Source organism: Enterobacter sp. NFIX59, from assembly GCF_900113755.1.
Classification (GTDB): domain Bacteria; phylum Pseudomonadota; class Gammaproteobacteria; order Enterobacterales; family Enterobacteriaceae; genus Enterobacter; species Enterobacter pseudoroggenkampii.
On the sequence record NZ_FOQN01000001.1, the window covers coordinates 1,334,004 to 1,354,073 of the forward strand.

The 20,070-nt window shown below is 53.8% G+C and carries 19 protein-coding genes and 1 tRNA gene; all 20 read right to left on the reverse strand.

Annotated features, from left to right (window positions below; translation table 11 throughout):
• Window positions 1-3 precede the first annotated feature (3 nt).
• A tRNA-Lys gene (locus BM007_RS06515) sits at window positions 4-79 on the reverse strand.
• A 161-nt stretch (window positions 80-240) separates the two neighbouring features.
• Window positions 241-1,032, reverse strand: a complete 792-nt coding sequence (gene cpoB, locus BM007_RS06520; protein WP_024908792.1) for a cell division protein CpoB — start codon at window positions 1,030-1,032, stop codon at window positions 241-243.
• Between the two features lie 9 nt (window positions 1,033-1,041).
• On the reverse strand, window positions 1,042-1,563 hold the full coding sequence (gene pal, locus BM007_RS06525) for a peptidoglycan-associated lipoprotein Pal (protein WP_003858578.1): 522 nt from the start codon (window positions 1,561-1,563) through the stop codon (window positions 1,042-1,044).
• Window positions 1,564-1,598: 35 nt separating this feature from the next.
• A complete protein-coding gene (tolB, locus tag BM007_RS06530; RefSeq protein WP_090417767.1) occupies window positions 1,599-2,891 on the reverse strand; it encodes a Tol-Pal system beta propeller repeat protein TolB in 1,293 nt (430 codons plus the stop codon).
• Between the two features lie 134 nt (window positions 2,892-3,025).
• Window positions 3,026-4,327: a cell envelope integrity protein TolA gene (gene tolA / locus BM007_RS06535; RefSeq protein WP_048990051.1), complete on the reverse strand. Its 1,302-nt coding sequence runs from the start codon at window positions 4,325-4,327 to the stop codon at window positions 3,026-3,028.
• Window positions 4,328-4,355: 28 nt separating this feature from the next.
• Window positions 4,356-4,784 carry a colicin uptake protein TolR gene (gene tolR, locus BM007_RS06540; RefSeq protein WP_003858589.1) on the reverse strand — a complete coding sequence of 143 codons (429 nt, stop codon included), beginning with the start codon at window positions 4,782-4,784 and terminating at the stop codon, window positions 4,356-4,358.
• A 3-nt stretch (window positions 4,785-4,787) separates the two neighbouring features.
• Window positions 4,788-5,480: a Tol-Pal system protein TolQ gene (gene tolQ / locus BM007_RS06545; RefSeq protein WP_008501101.1), complete on the reverse strand. Its 693-nt coding sequence runs from the start codon at window positions 5,478-5,480 to the stop codon at window positions 4,788-4,790.
• Window positions 5,477-5,881, reverse strand: a complete 405-nt coding sequence (gene ybgC / locus BM007_RS06550) for a tol-pal system-associated acyl-CoA thioesterase (RefSeq protein WP_003858593.1) — start codon at window positions 5,879-5,881, stop codon at window positions 5,477-5,479. The genes tolQ and ybgC overlap by 4 nt, the downstream gene beginning before the upstream one ends.
• Before the next feature lie 148 nt (window positions 5,882-6,029).
• Complete coding sequence (gene ybgE / locus BM007_RS06555; RefSeq protein WP_008501100.1) at window positions 6,030-6,320, reverse strand: cyd operon protein YbgE; 291 nt, start codon at window positions 6,318-6,320, stop codon at window positions 6,030-6,032.
• Complete coding sequence (gene cydX, locus BM007_RS06560) at window positions 6,320-6,433, reverse strand: cytochrome bd-I oxidase subunit CydX (protein WP_003858598.1); 114 nt, start codon at window positions 6,431-6,433, stop codon at window positions 6,320-6,322. The genes ybgE and cydX overlap by 1 nt, the downstream gene beginning before the upstream one ends.
• Before the next feature lie 14 nt (window positions 6,434-6,447).
• Window positions 6,448-7,587: a cytochrome d ubiquinol oxidase subunit II gene (gene cydB / locus BM007_RS06565; RefSeq protein ID WP_023334940.1), complete on the reverse strand. Its 1,140-nt coding sequence runs from the start codon at window positions 7,585-7,587 to the stop codon at window positions 6,448-6,450.
• Between the two features lie 15 nt (window positions 7,588-7,602).
• Window positions 7,603-9,171, reverse strand: coding sequence for a cytochrome ubiquinol oxidase subunit I (gene cydA / locus BM007_RS06570; protein WP_048990050.1), 1,569 nt, complete (start codon window positions 9,169-9,171; stop codon window positions 7,603-7,605).
• A gap of 730 nt (window positions 9,172-9,901) precedes the next feature.
• Window positions 9,902-10,771, reverse strand: coding sequence for a succinate--CoA ligase subunit alpha (gene sucD / locus BM007_RS06575; protein ID WP_014169173.1), 870 nt, complete (start codon window positions 10,769-10,771; stop codon window positions 9,902-9,904).
• A complete protein-coding gene (gene sucC, locus BM007_RS06580) occupies window positions 10,771-11,937 on the reverse strand; it encodes an ADP-forming succinate--CoA ligase subunit beta (RefSeq protein ID WP_006809579.1) in 1,167 nt (388 codons plus the stop codon). The genes sucD and sucC overlap by 1 nt, the downstream gene beginning before the upstream one ends.
• A 117-nt stretch (window positions 11,938-12,054) precedes the next feature.
• Window positions 12,055-13,275 carry a 2-oxoglutarate dehydrogenase complex dihydrolipoyllysine-residue succinyltransferase gene (gene odhB / locus BM007_RS06585; protein WP_008501093.1) on the reverse strand — a complete coding sequence of 407 codons (1,221 nt, stop codon included), beginning with the start codon at window positions 13,273-13,275 and terminating at the stop codon, window positions 12,055-12,057.
• A 14-nt stretch (window positions 13,276-13,289) separates the two neighbouring features.
• On the reverse strand, window positions 13,290-16,097 hold the full coding sequence (sucA, locus tag BM007_RS06590; RefSeq protein ID WP_032649515.1) for a 2-oxoglutarate dehydrogenase E1 component: 2,808 nt from the start codon (window positions 16,095-16,097) through the stop codon (window positions 13,290-13,292).
• A gap of 233 nt (window positions 16,098-16,330) precedes the next feature.
• Window positions 16,331-17,047 carry a succinate dehydrogenase iron-sulfur subunit SdhB gene (gene sdhB, locus BM007_RS06595; RefSeq protein WP_008501090.1) on the reverse strand — a complete coding sequence of 239 codons (717 nt, stop codon included), beginning with the start codon at window positions 17,045-17,047 and terminating at the stop codon, window positions 16,331-16,333.
• A 15-nt stretch (window positions 17,048-17,062) separates the two neighbouring features.
• The gene (gene sdhA / locus BM007_RS06600; RefSeq protein ID WP_024908800.1) at window positions 17,063-18,829 is read right to left on the reverse strand and encodes a succinate dehydrogenase flavoprotein subunit; all 1,767 of its coding nucleotides are present in this window, start codon (window positions 18,827-18,829) and stop codon (window positions 17,063-17,065) included.
• Window positions 18,829-19,176, reverse strand: coding sequence for a succinate dehydrogenase membrane anchor subunit (gene sdhD / locus BM007_RS06605; protein WP_008501088.1), 348 nt, complete (start codon window positions 19,174-19,176; stop codon window positions 18,829-18,831). Before sdhD ends, sdhA begins: the two co-directional genes overlap by 1 nt.
• Window positions 19,170-19,574 (reverse strand): succinate dehydrogenase cytochrome b556 subunit, encoded by a 405-nt coding sequence (gene sdhC, locus BM007_RS06610; protein WP_020684965.1) that lies wholly within the window; start codon window positions 19,572-19,574, stop codon window positions 19,170-19,172. The genes sdhD and sdhC overlap by 7 nt, the downstream gene beginning before the upstream one ends.
• Window positions 19,575-20,070: the final 496 nt, after the last annotated feature.

Here is a 20,070-nt window from a genome sequence, read left to right on the forward strand (position 1 = left end):
AAGTGGTGGGTCGTGCAGGATTCGAACCTGCGACCAATTGATTAAAAGTCAACTGCTCTACCAACTGAGCTAACGACCCACTTTTACGCTGTTTTCACGTTGTTTGATATCCCGTGGCAACGGCGGCATATATTACTGATTTAAGAATTCTGCGCAACAAAAATTTCGATGAAGATCACTTAACTGCTTACGAATCATGCTGCACGACCAGAAATAACGCGATTTCTGGTCATGCGGTAATCATCCCATCGAATTCAGACGTTTTTGCGCCTGCTTAGCACCTTCGGTACCCGGGAATTTAGAGACCACCTGCTGATAAACCGCTTTGGCTTTCGCAGTGTCGCCTTTGTCCTGCATGATGACGCCCACTTTGTACATCGCATCAGGCGCTTTTGGCGATTTCGGGTAGTTTTTTACCACGGAGGCAAAATAAAACGCCGCATCGTCCTTTTTACCCTTGTTGTAATTCAGCTGACCGAGCCAGTAATTCGCATTTGGCTGATAAGTGGAATCGGGGTATTTCTTAACAAAGTTCTGAAACGCAGCAAGCGCGTCATCCTGACGAGATTGATCCTGCACCAGGGCAATGGCCGCGTTGTAGTCCGTATTCGCGTCACCGCTCTGTACAGGCGCACCTGTTGAAGCAGAAGCATCCGCAGCCGGAGCTGATGTCGCTGCACCGCTCTGATCGCCCGCGGCTGGCTGTGCTTGTGCTGCACTACCGCTGCTCAGGCTATCCATCTGCAGCAAAATCTGCTTCTGACGTTCCACAACCTGGTTAAGCTGATACTGGCTTTCCTGAATCTGCCCACGGAGAGCGTCAATATCATTCTGGTTATCGGAGAGCTGTTGCTGGAGTTGGGTTAAAAGCTGGCTGTGAGCGTTAGAAATACGCTCGAGTTGAGTGACCCGGTCTTCTACCGAGCCTGAGCCGACACTACTGATTGGTGCCTGAGCAAAAGCGGCCCAGGGGGCCGCTATTCCAACCAGTAACGACAGACTCAACAGATGATGTCTGAAGTTACTGCTCATGCAATTCTCTTAGTAAACCAGTACGGCACGACGGTTTTTGGAGTAAGCCGCTTCGTCGTGACCCAGTACTGCAGGTTTTTCTTTACCGTAAGAAACGATGGAGATCTGGTCAGCAGAAACGCCTTTACCCTGCAGGTACATTTTAACAGCGTTAGCACGACGTTCACCCAGGGAGATGTTGTACTCTGGAGTACCACGTTCGTCCGCGTGACCTTCTACGGTGACTTTGTAAGATGGGTTGCTACGCAGGAAGTTAGCGTGCGCATCCAGCATCGCAGCGAAGTCAGAACGGATGTCGTATTTATCCAGATCGAAGTAAACGATGTTGTTCTGCTGCAGCTGCTGCATCTGAAGACGCGCTTGCTCTTCAGAAGACATGTTGCCATTGCCGTTCGCGTCCATACCGGTGCCGGCACCCATCATGCCTTCGCCGCTCTGGTCATTGCTTGCGTTCTTGTTAGAAGAACACGCTGCGATTGCCATTACAGGCAGAGCGATCATCAGCCCCTTCAGCACTTTGTTCAGTTGCATTTCTATGATTCCTTTAGTAATCAATTAATTATTATTTACAGATACGGCGACCAGGCAGGAGATTTTACCTGTCCATCAGTTGCCGGAATACGCGCTTTGAAACGCCCATCTGTAGAAACCAGATTCAGCACAGATCCCATCCCCTGAGAAGAGCTGTAGATTACCATCGTGCCGTTAGGTGCCAGACTTGGCGTTTCATCCAGGAACGTTGACGACAGAACTTGAACGCCACCCGCTACCAGATCTTGTTTGGCAATGTGCTGCTGCCCACCGTTGGAGCTCACCATTACCATAAATTTACCGTCGCTGCTCACGTCTGAGTTCTGGTTCTGCGAACCTTCCCAGGTAATACGCTGCGGAGCACCGCCGTTGATGTTGACTTTGTAGATTTGTGGACGGCCAGCCTGATCAGAGGTAAACGCCAGGTTTTGACTGTCCGGGAACCATGAAGGTTCGGTGTTGTTGCTGCGACCGTCGGTCACCTGACGGATCTGGCCAGAGCCAATGTCCATCACGTACAGGTTCAGGCTACCAGTTTTTGACAGCGCAAACGCCAGTTTAGAACCGTCCGGAGAGAACGAAGGCGCACCGTTGTGACGTGGGAAAGATGCTACCTGACGAACAGTACCGTTTGCCAGCGTCTGGATAACCAGTGCTGAACGGCCACTTTCGAAGGTGACATAGGCCAGTTTAGAACCGTCCGGAGACCAGGCTGGAGACATCAGCGGCTGTGAAGAACGTTTCACCAGGAACTGGTTGTAGCCGTCGTAGTCAGATACGCGCAGCTCATATGGGAACTGACCACCGTTGGTCTGGACCACATAAGCAATACGGGTACGGAACGCACCTTTAATGCCGGTCAGTTTTTCGAATACCGCATCGCTGGCAGCGTGAGCCGCGTAGCGCAGGTACTGCTTAGTGACCTTGTAAGAGTTCTGAGCCAGAACGGTACCCGGTGCACCGCCGGTATCCACCAGCTGCCAGGCCACGTTGTAAGAGCCGTCCGGGTTAGGCGTAACCTGACCCACAACCACGGCATCAATACCCAGTGCAGACCATGCTGCAGGCTGTACTTCCTGCGCGCTACCCGGCTGCTGAGGCAGACGAGAACGATCTAACGGGTTGAATTTACCGCTGTTACGCAGGTCAGCCGCCACGATGCCACCGGCATCTTCAGGTGCAGCGCCAGGACCGGCCCACTGGAACGGAACAACACCGATTGGGCGTGCCGAGTCCACCCCCTGGGTGATCTCGATACGTACTTCTGCGTGCAGTACTGCTGCCCACAGCATTAAAAAACCAAATGCTACACGTAATGCCTGCTTCATCATATCTCCCTTATCCGGGTAACCTTACCCACGATAATTTAGCAGAATGTTAACAAACTCAAATAGACAAAACTACCCGAACCCTGTGACTAAACCTGGTCTATTTTTCCCCGTTTGCACGGGGAAAATGTAACTTAAGGTTTGAAGTCCAGCGGCGCATTTTTGAAGACTTCGTAAACTGCCTGAGACGGCGGTTTCGGCATCTTCGCCTGACGCGCTGCAGCCAGGGCCGCAGTACATAAAGCCGGGTCGCCACCTTCCGACTTGATATCCAGCAGCATGCCGTCCGGAGCCAGTTTTATACGCAACGTACACGTTTTACCGGTATAGGAAGACGCATCATAGAATCGGCTTTCAATAGCGGATTTAATCTGCGCGGCATAACCGTTGATTTCAGCCCCGGTCGCACCGTTACTCTTAGTGTTACCACTTCCGGTCGGCGCTGCGTTGTTTCCTTTCGCCCCACCGCCCGTTTTCGGTGCATTCTTACCGGAGCTCAAATCGCCCAGCAGATCGTCAACCCCTGCGGCAGCAGCAGCTTTTTCAGCGGCGGCAGCCTTTTTAGCAGCCGCTTTTTCAGCAGCGGCTTTCTTATCGGCAGCGGCCTTCTCAGCTGCAGCTTTTTTATCAGCAGCGGCTTTTTCCGCGGCAGCTGCTTTTTCTGCTGCCGCTTTCTCAGCAGCAGCCGCTTTCTTAGCGGCCTCGGCAGCAGCTTTCTTCTCTGCGTCCTGAGCGGCTTTCTTCGCGGCTTCCGCTTCAGCTTTCTTCTGAGCATCAGCAGCGGCTTTCTTCGCGGCTTCCGCTTCGGCTTTCTTCTGAGCATCAGCAGCCGCTTTCTTCGCGGCTTCCGCTTCAGCTTTCTTCTGAGCATCTGCAGCAGCTTTCTTCGCGGCTTCTGCTTCAGCTTTCTTCTGAGCATCAGCAGCGGCTTTCTTCGCCGCTTCTGCCGCTAATTTTGCCTGGGCATCAGCCTGTGCTTTCGCGTCCGCTGCGGCTTTTGCTGCCGCCTCTTCCGCCTGCTTTTGCTGTTCCTGTGCTTTCTTCGCGGCCTCTTCGGCTTGTTTCTGCTGTTCCGCCTGCTCTTTTGCGGCTTCCTGCGCCTGCAAACGTTCTTTCTCAAGCTGCTTCAGACGTTCCTGCTCTGCGGCCTGCTTTTCACGCAGCTCTTCCGCCTGCTGTTGCGACTGTTTTTCACGCTGCTCTTCAGCCCGTTTGGCACTCGCCTTCTGCTGTTGTTCGCGATTATAGTTCTGTACTACCGCACCGGGATCCACCATCACGGCGTCAATGGAAGAGCCTCCACCTCCGCCGGCTGATGCATCAATATGCTCGTCGAACGAACTCCAGATCAGCGCTGCAAAGAGAATAACGTGCAGCACTGCGGAGACGATTATCGCTCGCTTAAGCTTGTCGTTCTGTTCGGTTGCCTTTGACACTATCGGTTCCCAAAAACTACGCGGATGATCAAATAGGTTGGGTCATTAAGCCAACTGACTTAACACCCGCACTATGTAGCAAGTTCAGCGCTTTAATAATTTCATCGTAGGGTACGTCTTTCGCGCCACCGATTAAGAAGACCGTTTTCGGATTTGACTCCAGGCGACGCTGCGCTTCAGCAATCACCTGCTCAGGCGGCAGCTGATCCATACGATCTTTCTCTACCACGACGCTGTATTGCCCTACGCCGGAAACCTCAATGATAACCGGAGGATCGTCATTGGTGCTCACCGCCTGTGATTCTGTCGCATCCGGCAGATCCACTTCCACGCTCTGGGTAATGATTGGCGCTGTCGCCATGAAGATCAGCAGCAGTACCAACAGGACGTCCAGCAGTGGAACGATATTGATTTCGGACTTGAGCTCGCGACGACCTCGTCCACGCGATCTGGCCATGGTTTACCCCTTGTTGCTCTCGGTGCTGGTAAACGCCTGACGGTGCAGAATCGCAGTGAACTCTTCCATAAAGTTGTCGTAGTTCAGTTCCAGTTTGTTCACACGCTGGTTCAGACGGTTGTAAGCCATAACCGCCGGAATTGCCGCAAACAGACCGATAGCGGTCGCAATCAGTGCTTCAGCGATACCCGGTGCAACCATCTGCAACGTCGCCTGCTTCACCGCGCCCAGCGCGATAAAGGCGTGCATGATCCCCCACACGGTACCAAACAGGCCGATATACGGGCTGATGGAACCGACAGTGCCGAGGAATGGAATGTGCGTTTCAAGGTTTTCCAGCTCGCGGTTCATAGAGATGCGCATCGCACGCGAGGCACCTTCCACCACCGCTTCCGGCGCATGATTGTTTGCACGATGCAGACGGGCAAACTCTTTGAAACCGCTATAAAAAATTTGCTCGGAGCCTGTAAGGTTTTCACGGCGTCCCTGGCTTTCCTGATACAGACGAGAAAGCTCAATACCCGACCAGAACTTATCTTCAAACGCTTCAGCTTCACGGCCAGCGGCATTGAGAATACGCGTTCTCTGGATGATGATGGCCCAGGATGCGATTGAAAAACCAATCAAAATCAACATGATAAGTTTAACCAGAAGGCTTGCCTTCAGGAACAAATCAAGGATATTCATGTCAGTCACTGCTTAAACTCCGCGACAATAGACTTAGGAAGCGCACGAGGCTTCATTATGGTTGGATCAACACAAACAATCAGTACTTCAGCTGAGTTCAGTACGGTATTCTCTGCGTTGACTATCCGCTGCGTGAAAACCAGTGAGGTCCCGCGCATTGATGTAATTTCAGTTTGGACTTCGAGCATATCGTCGAGTCTGGCAGGCGCAAAATACTCAAGCGTCATCTTGCGAACCACGAAGGCAACTCGCTCAGCCAACAGTACCTGTTGACTAAAGTGATGATGGCGCAGCATCTCTGTGCGTGCCCGTTCATAAAAAGCAACGTAGCTGGCGTGGTAAACCACACCACCGGCATCGGTATCTTCGTAATAGACACGAACCGGCCATCGAAACAGCGTTGTATTCACTTTACATCCCGGTAATGCAACAAAAGTTAATGCTTTTAAACTTCGCTACTATACGCGCGGGAAAGAGGGTTGGGAATGGGGGAAAGTAAACGGAGAGTAAATTTTTATGGGCTCGGGTAAGCCCATAACGTTAACGGACATTTCTTATTCAGAAGAAGAAGAAAATCAAACCGGCGAGAAGCACCAGATCGGCAATCAGCGGGCAAAAAATTCCCTGCCAGTGAACGGCTTTCGGACGAAAGCCCACGCCGTGGATCACACCTGCACACACCGCCCACATAATGAGGAAGCCGTGCCAGATTTCAAGCTCGCTGGTTTTCGCTGCAAAGCGCGAAGGGTCCCAGAAGATACAACCTGCCAGCAGTAATGCCATCACTAAAGAAAGCGCCCGTAACGGGCGCTTGTCCATTACCGCGTAAAGTTTCGCGATAATATTCATCAGTGTTTTTCTTCACCCGCTTTGGTCGCTTCTACGTGCTCAAGCGCCAGGGCAGTGATGACACCAAATGCACAGGCAAGAAGCGTCCCTAAAATCCATGCGAAATACCACATATTCAGCTCCTTACTTAGTACATAGAGTGGGTGTTGCTTTCGATATGTTCTTTCGTGATGCGACCGAACATTTTCCAGTAACACCAGATGGTGTAGGCCAGAACAATCGGAACGAACACGCAAGCAACATATGTCATCAGGTTCAGCGTCATATGGCTGGACGTTGCATCCCACATGGTCAGGCTAGCATTCAGCATGGTGCTGGATGGCATGACGAATGGGAACATCGCAATACCCGATGTCAGGATGATGCACGCCAGGGTCAGTGATGAGAACACGAACGCCAGCGCGCCTTTCTCCAGACGAGACGTCAATACGGTCAGCAGCGGCAGCAATACGCCCAGAGCCGGAATAGCCCACAGCGCAGGGGTATTGTTAAAGTTCACCAGCCATGCACCTGCCTGACGCGCCACTTCTTTGGTCAGCGGATTAGACGGCGCAGTATGGTTAATCGCAGAAGTCACCACGTAGCCATCAATGCCGTACACCACCCACACACCAGCCAGTGCGAAGCAGACCAGCGTGACCAGCGCAGCGACCTGAGCCGTCGCGCGAGAACGCAGGTGCAGTTCACCAACCGTACGCATCTGCAGGTAGGTTGCGCCCTGAGTGATGATCATCGCCACGCTCACTACGCCGGCCAGCAGACCAAACGGATTCAGCAGCTGGAAGAAGTTACCGGTGTAGTAGAGACGCATGTACTCGTCCAGGTGGAACGGCACGCCCTGCAACAGGTTACCGAACGCCACGCCGATGACCAGCGGTGGAACGAAGCTACCGATGAAGATGCCCCAGTCCCACATGTTGCGCCAGCGGGTGTCTTCAATCTTGGAACGGTAGTCGAAACCGACCGGACGGAAGAATAAAGAAGCCAGCACCAGAATCATCGCCACGTAGAAGCCGGAGAACGCAGCCGCGTAGACCATCGGCCAGGCAGCGAACAGCGCGCCGCCTGCGGTGATCAGCCACACCTGGTTACCGTCCCAGTGAGGGGCGATGGAGTTGATCATGATTCGACGCTCGGTGTCATTACGACCGAGGAAACGGGTGAGCATCCCCACCCCCATGTCGAAACCATCCGTGACGGCGAAACCGATCAGCAGAACGCCGATCAACAGCCACCAGATAAAACGCAATACTTCATAATCGATCATTTGATGACTCCTGTCTTAGCGTGCCGGCTGAGTAGTCGCAGTGGACTGCTCGTAGTGATAGCGACCGGTTTTCAGGCTGCTTGGGCCAAGGCGCGCGAACTTGAACATCAGGAACAGTTCAGCCACCAGGAACAGGGTGTACAGACCACAAATCAGCAGCATGGAGAAGATCAGGTCGCCCGCTGTCAGGGAGGAGTTCGCTACCGCCGTTGGCAGTACCTCACCAATCGCCCATGGCTGACGGCCATACTCCGCGACAAACCAGCCGGATTCGATTGCGATCCACGGCAGTGGAATACCGTACAGCGCAGTGCGCAGCAGCCATTTTTTCTCGCCGATGCGGTTGCGAATCACGGACCAGAAGGACGCTGCAATGATCAGCAGCATGATGATGCCGCAGCCCACCATGATACGGAATGCGAAGTACAGAGGCGCAACGCGTGGAATCGAGTCTTTGGTTGCCATCTGGATCTGTGCTTCTGTCGCATCAGACACGTTCGGGGTATAGCGCTTCAGCAGCAGACCGTAACCCAGATCTTTCTTCACGTTATTGAACTGGTCGCGAACGGCCTGGTCGGTAGAACCGGCACGCAGCTGTTCCAGCAGCGAGTAGGCTTTCATACCGTTACGGATACGCTCTTCGTGCTGAACCATCAGCTCTTTCAGCCCCGTCACCTGCTTATCAACAGAACGGGTGGCGATGATACCCAACGCGTAAGGGATCTGAATCGCGAAGTGGTTTTGCTGCGCGTCCTGATCCGGAATACCGAACAGCGTAAAGGCCGCAGGCGCCGGTTGGGTTTCCCATTCGGCTTCGATAGCGGCCAGTTTGGTTTTCTGCACGTCACCCATTTCGTAACCGGATTCATCACCCAGAACGATAACAGAGAGGATTGCAGCCATACCGAAGCTTGCCGCGATAGCAAAGGAGCGCTTAGCAAACGCGAAGTCACGACCGCGCAGCATGTAGTAAGAACTGATACCCAGGATAAACATTGCGCCGCACACATAGCCAGAAGCGACGGTGTGAACGAATTTAACCTGCGCAACCGGGTTCAGGACCAGCTCGGCAAAGCTGACCATCTCCATACGCATGGTTTCGAAGTTGAAATCAGACGCGATCGGGTTCTGCATCCAGCCATTCGCCACCAGGATCCACAGCGCGGACAGGTTCGAACCTAATGCCACCAGCCAGGTCACCGCCATATGCTGGACTTTACCCAGACGGTCCCAACCGAAGAAGAACAGACCTACAAAGGTGGATTCGAGGAAGAATGCCATCAGACCTTCAATGGCCAGCGGCGCACCGAAGATATCCCCTACATAGTGGGAATAGTAAGACCAGTTAGTCCCGAACTGGAACTCCATAGTCAGACCGGTTGCCACGCCCAGTGCGAAGTTGATACCAAACAACTTGCCCCAGAACTTGGTCATATCTTTATAAATCTGTTTGCCGGAGAGAACGTATACCGTTTCCATGATGGCCAGCAGGAACGCCATACCGAGCGTCAGTGGCACAAACAGGAAGTGGTACATCGCGGTCAAGGCAAACTGTAAGCGCGACAGTTCGACTATATCTAACATCATGACTCCTTGCTCATCGCATGAAGACTCCGAGAGTGAACCCCGTCAGAAAGAGATCCACACGCATGCCCCAATACAAATTATTCGCATCCTTGTCGTCGTTATTACCCTGAAGGAGGATAAAAACGATGACGTGAGGTTACAAATACGTTAATAAAAAACTCAAATTGATCCCGCAAATATAATACGCTGCAAAACCCTTACAATAAACAGGTTTTTATTGAATCACATTTACGTTTTTCGACGGTGATCAATTTATAGCAAAATTACCACTTTTCGGCCATTTTGATCGCGGACAATTTAGCGCCTTTTGGTGTGTTTTTCCAAACATTAAACATTGATTTAAATCAAAAACAATCTGTTATGTTAATTGTGTTTTGATGCGGTGAACATAGTAAAGACCATGTTAAAGATATGTATATAAAATACAATTAAGGTTATCGAATCGACGGGTGAATATAAACAGAAGTGATTTTTATTAACTTAGTAGTCTGAATGCCGATTTATTCAGGACATAAATTTTAGTGGGTTTTTCGTTTTTTTCCATCTGCTCTCTTTAAGGCAAATAAATAACAATTATTTTACTTTTACATCCTCTCTAATTAACACCTGTTTGTGACTATTGCATGACGCCCGGCAGGCAATAAAAAAGGCCGCTTTACAGCGGCCAACCATGTCGAAACGGACATTTTTATACTTCAACGCTCCCCTTTCGGGGAGCAGAGAGGACTTACTTAATGATGGATTTCAGTGCTTCGCCGATATCCGCCAGGCTGCGAACGGTTTTCACGCCTGCGGCTTCCAGCGCTGCGAATTTCTCATCAGCCGTACCCTTACCACCGGCGATGATCGCGCCTGCGTGACCCATACGCTTGCCTTTCGGCGCAGTCACACCCGCGATGTAACCCACAACTGGCTTGGTCACGTGTTCTTTGATGTAAGCAGCCGCTTCTTCTTCCGCGCTACCACCGATCTCACCGATCATCACGATCGCTTCGGTCTGTGGATCTTCCTGGAACATCTTCAGGATGTCGATGAAGTTAGAGCCCGGGATCGGGTCACCGCCGATGCCCACGCAGGTGGACTGGCCGAAACCGTAGTCGGTGGTCTGCTTAACCGCTTCATAGGTCAGGGTACCGGAACGGGACACGATGCCCACTTTACCCGGCTTGTGAATGTGGCCCGGCATGATGCCGATTTTGCATTCGCCCGGGGTGATAACGCCTGGGCAGTTCGGGCCGATCATACGCACGCCAGCTTCGTCCAGCTTCACCTTCACGGTCAGCATATCCAGAGTCGGGATGCCTTCTGTGATGGTGATGATCAGTTTGATGCCTGCGTCGATCGCTTCCAGAATAGAGTCTTTGCAGAACGGAGCCGGAACGTAGATCACGGTCGCGGTTGCGCCCGTCGCTTCTACGGCTTCACGCACGGTGTTGAACACCGGCAGGCCCAGGTGGGTGGTGCCGCCTTTACCTGGCGTTACGCCGCCAACCATCTGCGTGCCGTAAGCAATCGCCTGTTCGGAGTGGAAAGTCCCCTGGCTACCGGTGAAGCCCTGGCAGATAACCTTGGTATCTTTATTAATTAAAACTGACATTATTTCCCCTCCACTGCGGCAACAACCTGCTGAGCTGCATCCGTCAGACTTTTCGCTGCAATAATATTCAGGCCGCTGTCAGCCAGTTTTTTCGCGCCGAGTTCAGCGTTGTTACCTTCCAGACGTACAACAACCGGAACGTTAACACCCACTTCTTCTACCGCACCGATGATACCGTCGGCGATCAGGTCGCAACGGACGATACCGCCGAAGATGTTAACCAGAACGGCCTTCACGTTGTCGTCGGAGAGAATGATCTTGAACGCTTCGGTTACGCGCTCTTTGGTTGCGCCACCGCCCACGTCGAGGAAGTTTGCTGGCTCACCGCCGTGCAGCTTAACGATGTCCATGGTGCCCATTGCCAGGCCCGCACCGTTAACCATGCAGCCGATATTGCCGTCCAGCGCCACGTAGTTCAGCTCCCACTGTGCAGCCTGCGCTTCACGCGGATCTTCCTGAGACTGATCGCGCATTTCGCGCAGATCCGGCTGGCGGAACAGCGCGTTGCCGTCAGCGCCCAGCTTGCCATCGAGGCAGATCAGGTCGCCCTGGGTGGTGATCACCAGCGGGTTAATCTCGATCAGCGCCAGATCGCGCTCCAGGAAGATGGTTGCCAGACCCATGAAGATCTTGGTGAACTGCTGAACCAGTTTACCTTCCAGACCCAGTTTGAACGCCAGCTCGCGACCCTGGTAAGGCATTGGGCCCGCCAGCGGATCGATAGCCACTTTGTGGATCAGGTGCGGGGTCTCTTCCGCCACTTTTTCGATTTCCACGCCGCCTTCGGTAGACGCCATGAACACCACGCGACGGGAGCTACGGTCAACAACCGCGCCCAGGTACAGTTCTTTCGCGATGTCGGTCGCCGCTTCAACCAGGATCTGGTTAACTGGCTGGCCGTTCGCGTCTGTCTGGTAGGTCACCAGACGCTTGCCGAGCCAATGTTCAGCAAACGCACGAATCTCTTCTTTACTCTTAACAACCTTCACACCGCCCGCTTTACCACGGCCACCAGCGTGAACCTGACACTTAACTACCCACGGGCCGGAACCGATTTTAGATGCAGCTTCTTCTGCTTCACGCGGGGTAGTACAGGCATAACCCACCGGAGCCGGTAAGCCATACCGGGCAAACAGCTGTTTGGCCTGATATTCATGTAAGTTCATGTGTTCTATCCATCCTTCAGGGTAATCGTTATCTTCAAACCTGTAGACCGGCGCAGTCTGTGTGCCGGATGGCGCTACGCTTATCCGGCCTACAGGGCAGGTGATGCTAAATAGTCACTAGACGTCCAGCAGCAGACGCGTTGGATCTTCCAGCAGCTCTTTAATCGCTACCAGGAAGCCCACGGACTCGCGGCCGTCGATCAGGCGGTGGTCGTAAGAGAGCGCCAGATACATCATTGGCAGGATCTCAACTTTACCGTCTACCGCCATCGGGCGATCTTTAATGGCATGCATACCCAGGATCGCGCTCTGCGGCGGGTTAATGATCGGGGTAGACATCAGCGAGCCGAATACGCCGCCGTTGGTAATGGTGAAGTTACCGCCGGTCAGATCGTCTACGGTCAGCTTGCCGTCGCGGCCTTTAACAGCCAGCTCTTTAATGTTTTTCTCGATGTCAGCCATCCCCAGGGTATCCACATCACGCAGAACCGGCGTTACCAGGCCGCGTGGGGTAGAAACCGCCATGCTGACGTCGAAATAGTTGTGGTAAACCACGTCATCGCCATCGATAGACGCGTTCACTTCCGGGTAGCGTTTCAGCGCTTCAACTACCGCTTTCACGTAGAAGGACATAAAGCCCAGACGGATACCGTGACGTTTTTCAAACGCGTCACCGTACTGCTTACGCAGGTCCATGATTGGCTTCATGTTCACTTCGTTGAAGGTGGTCAGCATCGCGGTGGAGTTTTTCGCTTCCAGCAGACGCTCGGCCACGCGCTTACGCAGGCGAGTCATCGGCACGCGTTTTTCGCTGCGTGCGCCCAGAGCAGGCTGAGCTGCTGGTGCTGCCGCAGGGGCTTTCGCTTCTGCCTGAGCAGGCGCTTTCGCCAGGTGTTTGTCGATGTCTTCGCGGGTCAGACGACCGCCCACACCGGTGCCTTTGATGGCTGCCGGGTCAAGGCTGTGTTCAGCCAGCAGGCGACGGATCGCCGGGCTGAGGGCGTCGTTAGACTGTTCTTCCAGAGAAGCCTGCTGGCGCTGAGCCGGCGTAGAGGCTTTCTCTTCAGACTTCGCGCTGGACTCTTTGCCCGCGCTGTTGCCTTCACGCAGGCGACCCAGGATCTGACGAGAGGTGACGGTGGTACCTTCATCTTCCAGCACCGCGTCCAGAACGCCATCCGCCGAAGCCGGTACTTCCAGTACCACTTTGTCAGTTTCGATTTCTACCAGCACTTCATCGCGCTTAACGGCATCGCCTGGTTTTTTGTGCCAGGTAGCGACGGTCGCATCTGCTACGGATTCAGGCAGGTCGGGAACAAGAATATCTACGCTACTCATTTTGTATCCTTTAATTAATCGACGTTCAGCGCGTCATTGACCAGATCTTGTTGCTGCTTCTGGTGAACGGACATATACCCTACCGCCGGAGAGGCGGAGGCCGGGCGACCTGCATAACGCAGGGCTGACCCAAATGGAATCACTTCACGGAAATGATGCTGGCTGCAGTACCATGCGCCCTGGTTGAGCGGCTCTTCCTGGCACCAGACAAAATCATGTACGTGAGCATATTGTTTCAGCACTTCCTGCATCGCCTGATGCGGGAACGGATAAAGCTGTTCGATACGCACGATGGCGACATCTTTCTGATCGTTCTTGCGGCGCTGTTCCAGCAGGTCGTAATAAACCTTACCAGAACACATCACCACGCGCTTCACGCCCTGCGGATCCAGCTCGTCAATTTCGCCAATGGCCGGCTGGAAGGTACCGTTCGCCAGTTCTTCCAGGCTGGACACCGCCAGCGGATGACGCAGCAGGGATTTCGGCGACATCACCACCAGCGGACGACGCATACCGCGCAGCGCCTGACGACGCAGCATGTGGTACACCTGAGCCGGGGTGGACGGCACGCAGACCTGCATGTTCTGCTCGGCGCAGAGCTGCAGATAACGTTCCAGACGCGCGGAGGAGTGCTCCGGACCCTGTCCTTCATAACCGTGCGGCAGCAGCATTACCAGGCCACACATACGGCCCCACTTCTGCTCGCCGGAGGAGATGAACTGGTCGATAACCACCTGCGCACCGTTGGCGAAGTCACCGAACTGCGCTTCCCAGATGGTCAGGGTGCGTGGTTCAGCGGTGGCGTAGCCATATTCGAAGGCCAGTACCGCTTCTTCAGACAGCACGGAGTCCCAGACCTTGAACTGGCCCTGACCGTTGTGCACGTGCTGCAGCGGGGTGTAGGTTGAACCGTTGGACTGGTTGTGAACAACCGCGTGACGGTGGAAGAAGGTCCCACGGCCCGCATCTTCACCGGACAGACGAACAGGAATGCCTTCGTCAACCAGCGTTGCGTAAGCCAGCGTTTCCGCGCCGCCCCAGTCGAACAGCTTCTCGCCTGCCGCCATGGACTGACGGTCAGCGTAGATTTTCTGCACGCGAGACTGCATCTCGATAGCGTCCGGTACGGTGCTGATGCGTTTAGCCAGCTCCTGCAGGCGCTTCATCTCAACCTTGTTCGGGTAGCTCTCATCCCACTCGTGGTTGAGGTACGGCGACCAGGTAAAGGAGTGCATGTTCATCGGACGCAGCTCTTTCACCACGCATTCACCCGCATCCAGCGCGTCGCGGTAGAGGTTGACCATTTCGGTCGCATCTTCCAGCGTCGCCACTTTGTCGCTCTCCAGCTTGTCAGCATAGATTTTGCGCGGGGTTGGGTGTTTTTTGATTTTCTGGTACATCAGCGGCTGGGTTGCACTTGGCTCATCCGCTTCATTGTGGCCGTGACGGCGGTAGCAGAAGAGGTCAATGAACACATCGCGTTTAAAGGTATTACGGAAGTCCAGCGCCAGACGGGTAACGAAAGCAACGGCTTCCGGGTCATCCGCGTTAACGTGGAAGATCGGCGCCTGCACCATCTTACCGATGTCGGTACAGTACGGGGTAGAACGCGCATCCAGCGGGTTAGAGGTGGTGAAGCCCACCTGGTTGTTGATCACGATGCGAACGGTACCGCCCACTTCGTAACCACGCGCTTTCGACATGTTCAGGGTTTCCTGAACCACGCCCTGCCCTGTTACCGCCGCATCACCGTGGATGGTGATTGGCAGCACTTTATTGCTGCTTGGCTCGTCCAGACGATCCAGACGCGCACGTACGGAACCGATAACCACCGGGCTGACGATTTCCAGGTGTGACGGGTTAAACGCCAGCGCCAGGTGAACCAGACCGCCTTCGGTTTCGATATCAGACGAGAAGCCCATGTGGTACTTCACGTCGCCGGTGCCGAGGTGTTCTTTATGTTTGCCCGCGAATTCGTCGAACAGGTCCTGTGGTTTTTTACCCAGCACGTTGACCAGTACGTTCAGACGACCGCGGTGCGCCATACCCAGTACCACTTCACGGGTACCGCTCTTGCCTGCGTGACGAATCAGCTCTTTCAGCATCGGCACCAGCGCGTCGCCGCCTTCCAGCGAGAAGCGTTTTGCGCCCGGGAATTTCGCGCCCAGATAGCGCTCAAGTCCTTCCGCTGCGGTCAGTTCGTTCAGGAAGCGTTTTTTCTCGTCAGCCGAGAAGGTCGCGTGGCCCGCTACGGATTCGATGCGCTGCTGGATCCAGCGTTTCTCTTCAGTAGAGGTAATGTGCATGTATTCCGCGCCGATGGAGCCGCAGTAGGTTTGCTTGAGCGCGTCAATCAGATCGCCCAGCTTCATCGTGTCTTTGCCGATGGCAAAGGAACCTACGTTAAAGCTTTCCTGGAAATCGGCCTCGGTCAGATCGTGATACGCCGGATCGAGATCGGCCACACGGTCTTGTTTCCACAGTCCCAGCGGATCGAGATTCGCATGCTGGTGACCGCGGAAGCGATAAGCGTTAATAAGCTGCAGGACTTTAACCTGCTTCGCATTGGTGTCAGGGTCGGAAATCGCAGAAGAGTAACGTGAGGCATCCTTCGCCAGACGACGGAAATAATCACGTGTTTTGGAATGGAATTGATCCGGTTTGACCCCTGTGCCAGGCAACTGCTGGAACATGGAACGCCAGTTTGCGTCCACTGAGTCAGGATCGGTTAAGAAGTCTTCATAGAGCTGTTCTATCCAGCTCTGGTTCGCACCAGAGAGGTAAGAAGAGTCCAGCCAGGCTTTCATTGCGCCGTTCTGCATCGTGATCCCTTAAGCATTTTTATGCTTACTTTCGCCGTAGAAACTACCACGCACACCGCGTGTACGTGCCGGGGTTCACCTGCGAGCTCTTTTCATTTGGCCCGCGAAGGAACCTTTAGAAACTGTCTGGACTTCAGGGTAGTACAGGGCAGTTTTTAAAGGTTTCTGCAATCTGTTCCCTCTCCCTTTGGGAGAGGGGCAGGGTGAGGGGAACAGCGCTCCCCTCTCACTACTTACGCACTGCGCTGCAGCAGCATCGACTTAATATGGCCGATGGCGCGCGTCGGGTTCAGCCCCTTCGGACACACACTGACGCAGTTCATGATGCTATGGCAGCGGAATACGCTGAAAGCGTCACTCAGTCCTTCCAGACGGCTGTCGGTTTCGGTGTCGCGGCTATCGATCAGGAAGCGATAGGCAGCCAGCAGACCGGCCGGGCCGATAAACTTGTCCGGGTTCCACCAGAACGACGGGCAGGACGTTGAACAGCATGCGCAGAGAATACACTCGTACAACCCATCGAGTTTTTCACGCTGCTCAGGAGACTGTAAGTGCTCGCGAGCGGGTGGATTTTGCCCATTATTCAATAAGTAAGGCTTAATCTTCTCATATTGTGCATAGAATTGCCCCATGTCTACCACCAAATCACGCACAACCGGCAGGCCTGGCAGAGGACGGATAACAATTTTCTGACCAGGACGCTGCAGCGCTGAAATTGGCGTGATGCAGGCCAGGCCATTTTTGCCGTTCATGTTCACCCCGTCAGAGCCACAAACCCCTTCACGGCAGGAGCGGCGGAACGACAGCGTTGGATCTTTTTCTTTCAGCTGGATTAACGCATCCAGCAGCATCATGTCGCGACCTTCTTCCGCTTCCAGGGTGTAGTCCTGCATGCGCGGAGCGTCATCAACATCCGGGTTATAACGATAAACTGAGAATTCGAGTTTCATTATCCTGTCTCCGCATTAGTAAGTACGAATCTTCGGCGGGAACGCCGGACGCAGTTTCGGTTCCATATTGACGCTACGACGCGTCATGGTTTCCGACTCTGGCAGATACAGGGAATGGCACAGCCAGTTTTCGTCATCACGCTCCGGGAAGTCGAAGCGGCTATGCGCGCCACGGCTTTCGGTACGGAAGTTTGCCGACATTGCCGTCGCGAACGCGGTTTCCATCAGGTTATCCAGCTCCAGGCACTCAACGCGCTGGGTGTTGAACTCGCTGGAGGTGTCGTCCAGACGGGCATTTTTGAGACGCTCGCGGATAGCTTTCAGCTGCTCAAGGCCTTTGGCCATCGCATCGCCTTCACGGAATACCGAGAAGTTGTGCTGCATGCATTCCTGCAGCGCTTTACGGATTTCCACCGGATCTTCGCCGTTACGGTTACCGTTCCAGCGGTTGAGACGCTCAAGAGAGGCATCAATTTCGTCGTCGGTTGCATCACGCAGCGCGCCCTGCTCGGCAATGGACTCCTGCAGATGCAGACCCACTGCGCGACCAAACACTACCAGGTCCAGCAGGGAGTTACCGCCCAGACGGTTTGCGCCGTGTACGGATACGCAGGCAATTTCGCCTACCGCGAACAGGCCAGGAATAACCACGTCTTCGCCCTGCTCGTTCACGGTCAGCGCCTGACCGGTCACTTTGGTCGGAATACCGCCCATCATGTAGTGGCAGGTTGGGATAACCGGAATCGGCTCTTTCACCGGGTCGACGTGTGCAAAGGTGCGGGAGAGTTCCAGGATGCCCGGCAGACGGGATTCCAGCACTTCTTTACCCAGATGGTCGAGTTTCAGCTTCGCGTGTGGACCCCATGGGCCATCACAGCCGCGGCCTTCACGGATTTCGATCATGATGGAACGCGCCACCACGTCACGACCCGCCAGGTCTTTCGCATTCGGGGCATAACGCTCCATGAAGCGCTCGCCGTGTTTGTTCAGCAGGTAACCACCTTCACCGCGGCAACCTTCTGTTACCAGAACGCCCGCACCGGCGATACCGGTTGGGTGGAACTGCCACATCTCCATATCCTGCACCGGCACGCCCGCGCGGATAGCCATACCGACACCGTCACCGGTGTTGATGTGGGCGTTAGTGGTGGACTGATAGATACGGCCTGCGCCGCCGGTCGCCAGCACGGTAGCGCGGGCTTTGAAGTAAACCACTTCACCGGTTTCGATGCACAGCGCGGTACAACCAACAATTGCGCCATCGGCGTTTTTCACCAGATCCAGCGCATACCACTCGGAGAAGATGGTGGTGTGGTTTTTCAGGTTCTGCTGATACAGGGTGTGCAGCAGTGCGTGACCGGTACGGTCAGCCGCCGCCGCGGTACGTGCCGCCTGCTCGCCGCCGAAGTTTTTCGACTGGCCGCCAAACGGACGCTGATAGATAGTGCCATTTTCCAGACGGGAGAACGGCAGACCCATATGGTCCAGCTCCAGAATCGCTTCCGGGCCGGTTTTACACATATATTCGATGGCATCCTGGTCGCCGATGTAGTCGGAACCTTTTACCGTGTCATACATGTGCCATTCCCAGTTGTCTTCATGGGAGTTACCCAGCGCAACGGTGATACCGCCCTGCGCAGACACGGTGTGGGAACGGGTCGGGAATACTTTAGAGAGCAGCGCACAGGTCTGGCCGCTCTGGGAAATTTGCAGTGCGGCACGCATACCTGCGCCACCGGCACCAATCACAACAGCATCAAATTCTCTGACTGGCAGTTTCATTACACACCCCACACCACAACGAATCCATAAATAACGTAAACCACCAGTGCAACCACAATGGCCAGCTGCAGCGGGAGGCGAATCGCCAGCGGTTTAACGTAATCGGTCAACACCTGCCACATACCAATCCAGGCATGAATAAGGATGGAGAACAGAGCCAGCAGGGTGAACACTTTGGTGAAGGCGGATCCGAAGAACCCACTCCAGATTTCCCACGTCAGCGTGCCGCTGGTCGCGAAGAAACCGATCATATAGATGATGTAAAGGGTGAGAACGATGGCGGTAGCACGGACTAGGATGAAGTCATGTACGCCGTTGCGTCCTAATGCGGAGGCGTTGCTTACCATACGAGAACTCCTGCGAGAAGTGAAAGCACGACTGTAATCACAAATGAAATGTTAGCGGAGCGTTTCCCGGCTTCGAAAGTCTCTTCCAGATAGCCAAAGTCCATCAGCATATGGCGAACACCCACGACGACGTGGTACGCCAGCGCGGTCAGAATGCCCCACATGATGAATTTCACGAAGAAGCTGTTCATGATGGCAGAGGCCTGGAGGAATCCTTCAGGGGAAGAGAGGCTGGTGCCCAGTAACCACAGCAAAATACCGACCGCCACAAACGTAATCACACCAGAAACACGGTGCAGAATGGACGCTATTGCTGTTACAGGGAACCGGATCGTTTTGAGATCCAGATTGACAGGTCTTTGTTTTTTCACATTTCTTATCATGAATAACGCCCACATGCTGTTCTTATTGTTTCCTTCCTCCGGACTGCGATGCGGGTCAAGCAGCGTTCCTTTTCTATAACTGCGCGTCATGCAAAACATTGCTTCCAGATGCTAAAACGACACGTTACAACGCTGGGTGGCTCGGGATTGCAGGGTGTTCCGGAGACCTGGCGGCAGTATAGGCCGTTCACAAAATCATTACAATTAACCTACATACAGTTTGTCGGGTTTTCTCTGGAACAGTGATCAGGGTCACGATAACAACATCTTTTTAATTTTTAATCATCTGATTTGACAAATGTTAAACAATATTGTTACAAACGTCATCAGAAAAGGCATATAATGCGCAAAAGTTATGAGGTCTCACTTTCACCTGACAAATAGTTATGTAACAGTGTGATGGTATTGACCGAAGTTATCAGGACAGTTATTAGTGATATACAGGTTTGAATAATTCGGACTGCAAAAACGCTGATTTGCTGTTGTTTCACTGATATTTCATTCGTTTACC

Coding starts and splice junctions, on each gene's coding strand:
- cpoB (WP_024908792.1), bottom strand. CDS start 1,032: ATGAGCAGTAACTTCAGACATCATCTGTTGAGTCTGTCGTTACTGGTT.
- pal (WP_003858578.1), bottom strand. CDS start 1,563: ATGCAACTGAACAAAGTGCTGAAGGGGCTGATGATCGCTCTGCCTGTA.
- tolB (WP_090417767.1), bottom strand. CDS start 2,891: ATGAAGCAGGCATTACGTGTAGCATTTGGTTTTTTAATGCTGTGGGCA.
- tolR (WP_003858589.1), bottom strand. CDS start 4,784: ATGGCCAGATCGCGTGGACGAGGTCGTCGCGAGCTCAAGTCCGAAATC.
- ybgE (WP_008501100.1), bottom strand. CDS start 6,320: ATGAATATTATCGCGAAACTTTACGCGGTAATGGACAAGCGCCCGTTA.
- cydX (WP_003858598.1), bottom strand. CDS start 6,433: ATGTGGTATTTCGCATGGATTTTAGGGACGCTTCTTGCCTGTGCATTT.
- cydB (WP_023334940.1), bottom strand. CDS start 7,587: ATGATCGATTATGAAGTATTGCGTTTTATCTGGTGGCTGTTGATCGGC.
- cydA (WP_048990050.1), bottom strand. CDS start 9,171: ATGTTAGATATAGTCGAACTGTCGCGCTTACAGTTTGCCTTGACCGCG.
- sucD (WP_014169173.1), bottom strand. CDS start 10,771: ATGTCAGTTTTAATTAATAAAGATACCAAGGTTATCTGCCAGGGCTTC.
- sucC (WP_006809579.1), bottom strand. CDS start 11,937: ATGAACTTACATGAATATCAGGCCAAACAGCTGTTTGCCCGGTATGGC.
- odhB (WP_008501093.1), bottom strand. CDS start 13,275: ATGAGTAGCGTAGATATTCTTGTTCCCGACCTGCCTGAATCCGTAGCA.
- sucA (WP_032649515.1), bottom strand. CDS start 16,097: ATGCAGAACGGCGCAATGAAAGCCTGGCTGGACTCTTCTTACCTCTCT.
- sdhB (WP_008501090.1), bottom strand. CDS start 17,047: ATGAAACTCGAATTCTCAGTTTATCGTTATAACCCGGATGTTGATGAC.
- sdhA (WP_024908800.1), bottom strand. CDS start 18,829: ATGAAACTGCCAGTCAGAGAATTTGATGCTGTTGTGATTGGTGCCGGT.
- sdhD (WP_008501088.1), bottom strand. CDS start 19,176: ATGGTAAGCAACGCCTCCGCATTAGGACGCAACGGCGTACATGACTTC.
- sdhC (WP_020684965.1), bottom strand. CDS start 19,574: ATGTGGGCGTTATTCATGATAAGAAATGTGAAAAAACAAAGACCTGTC.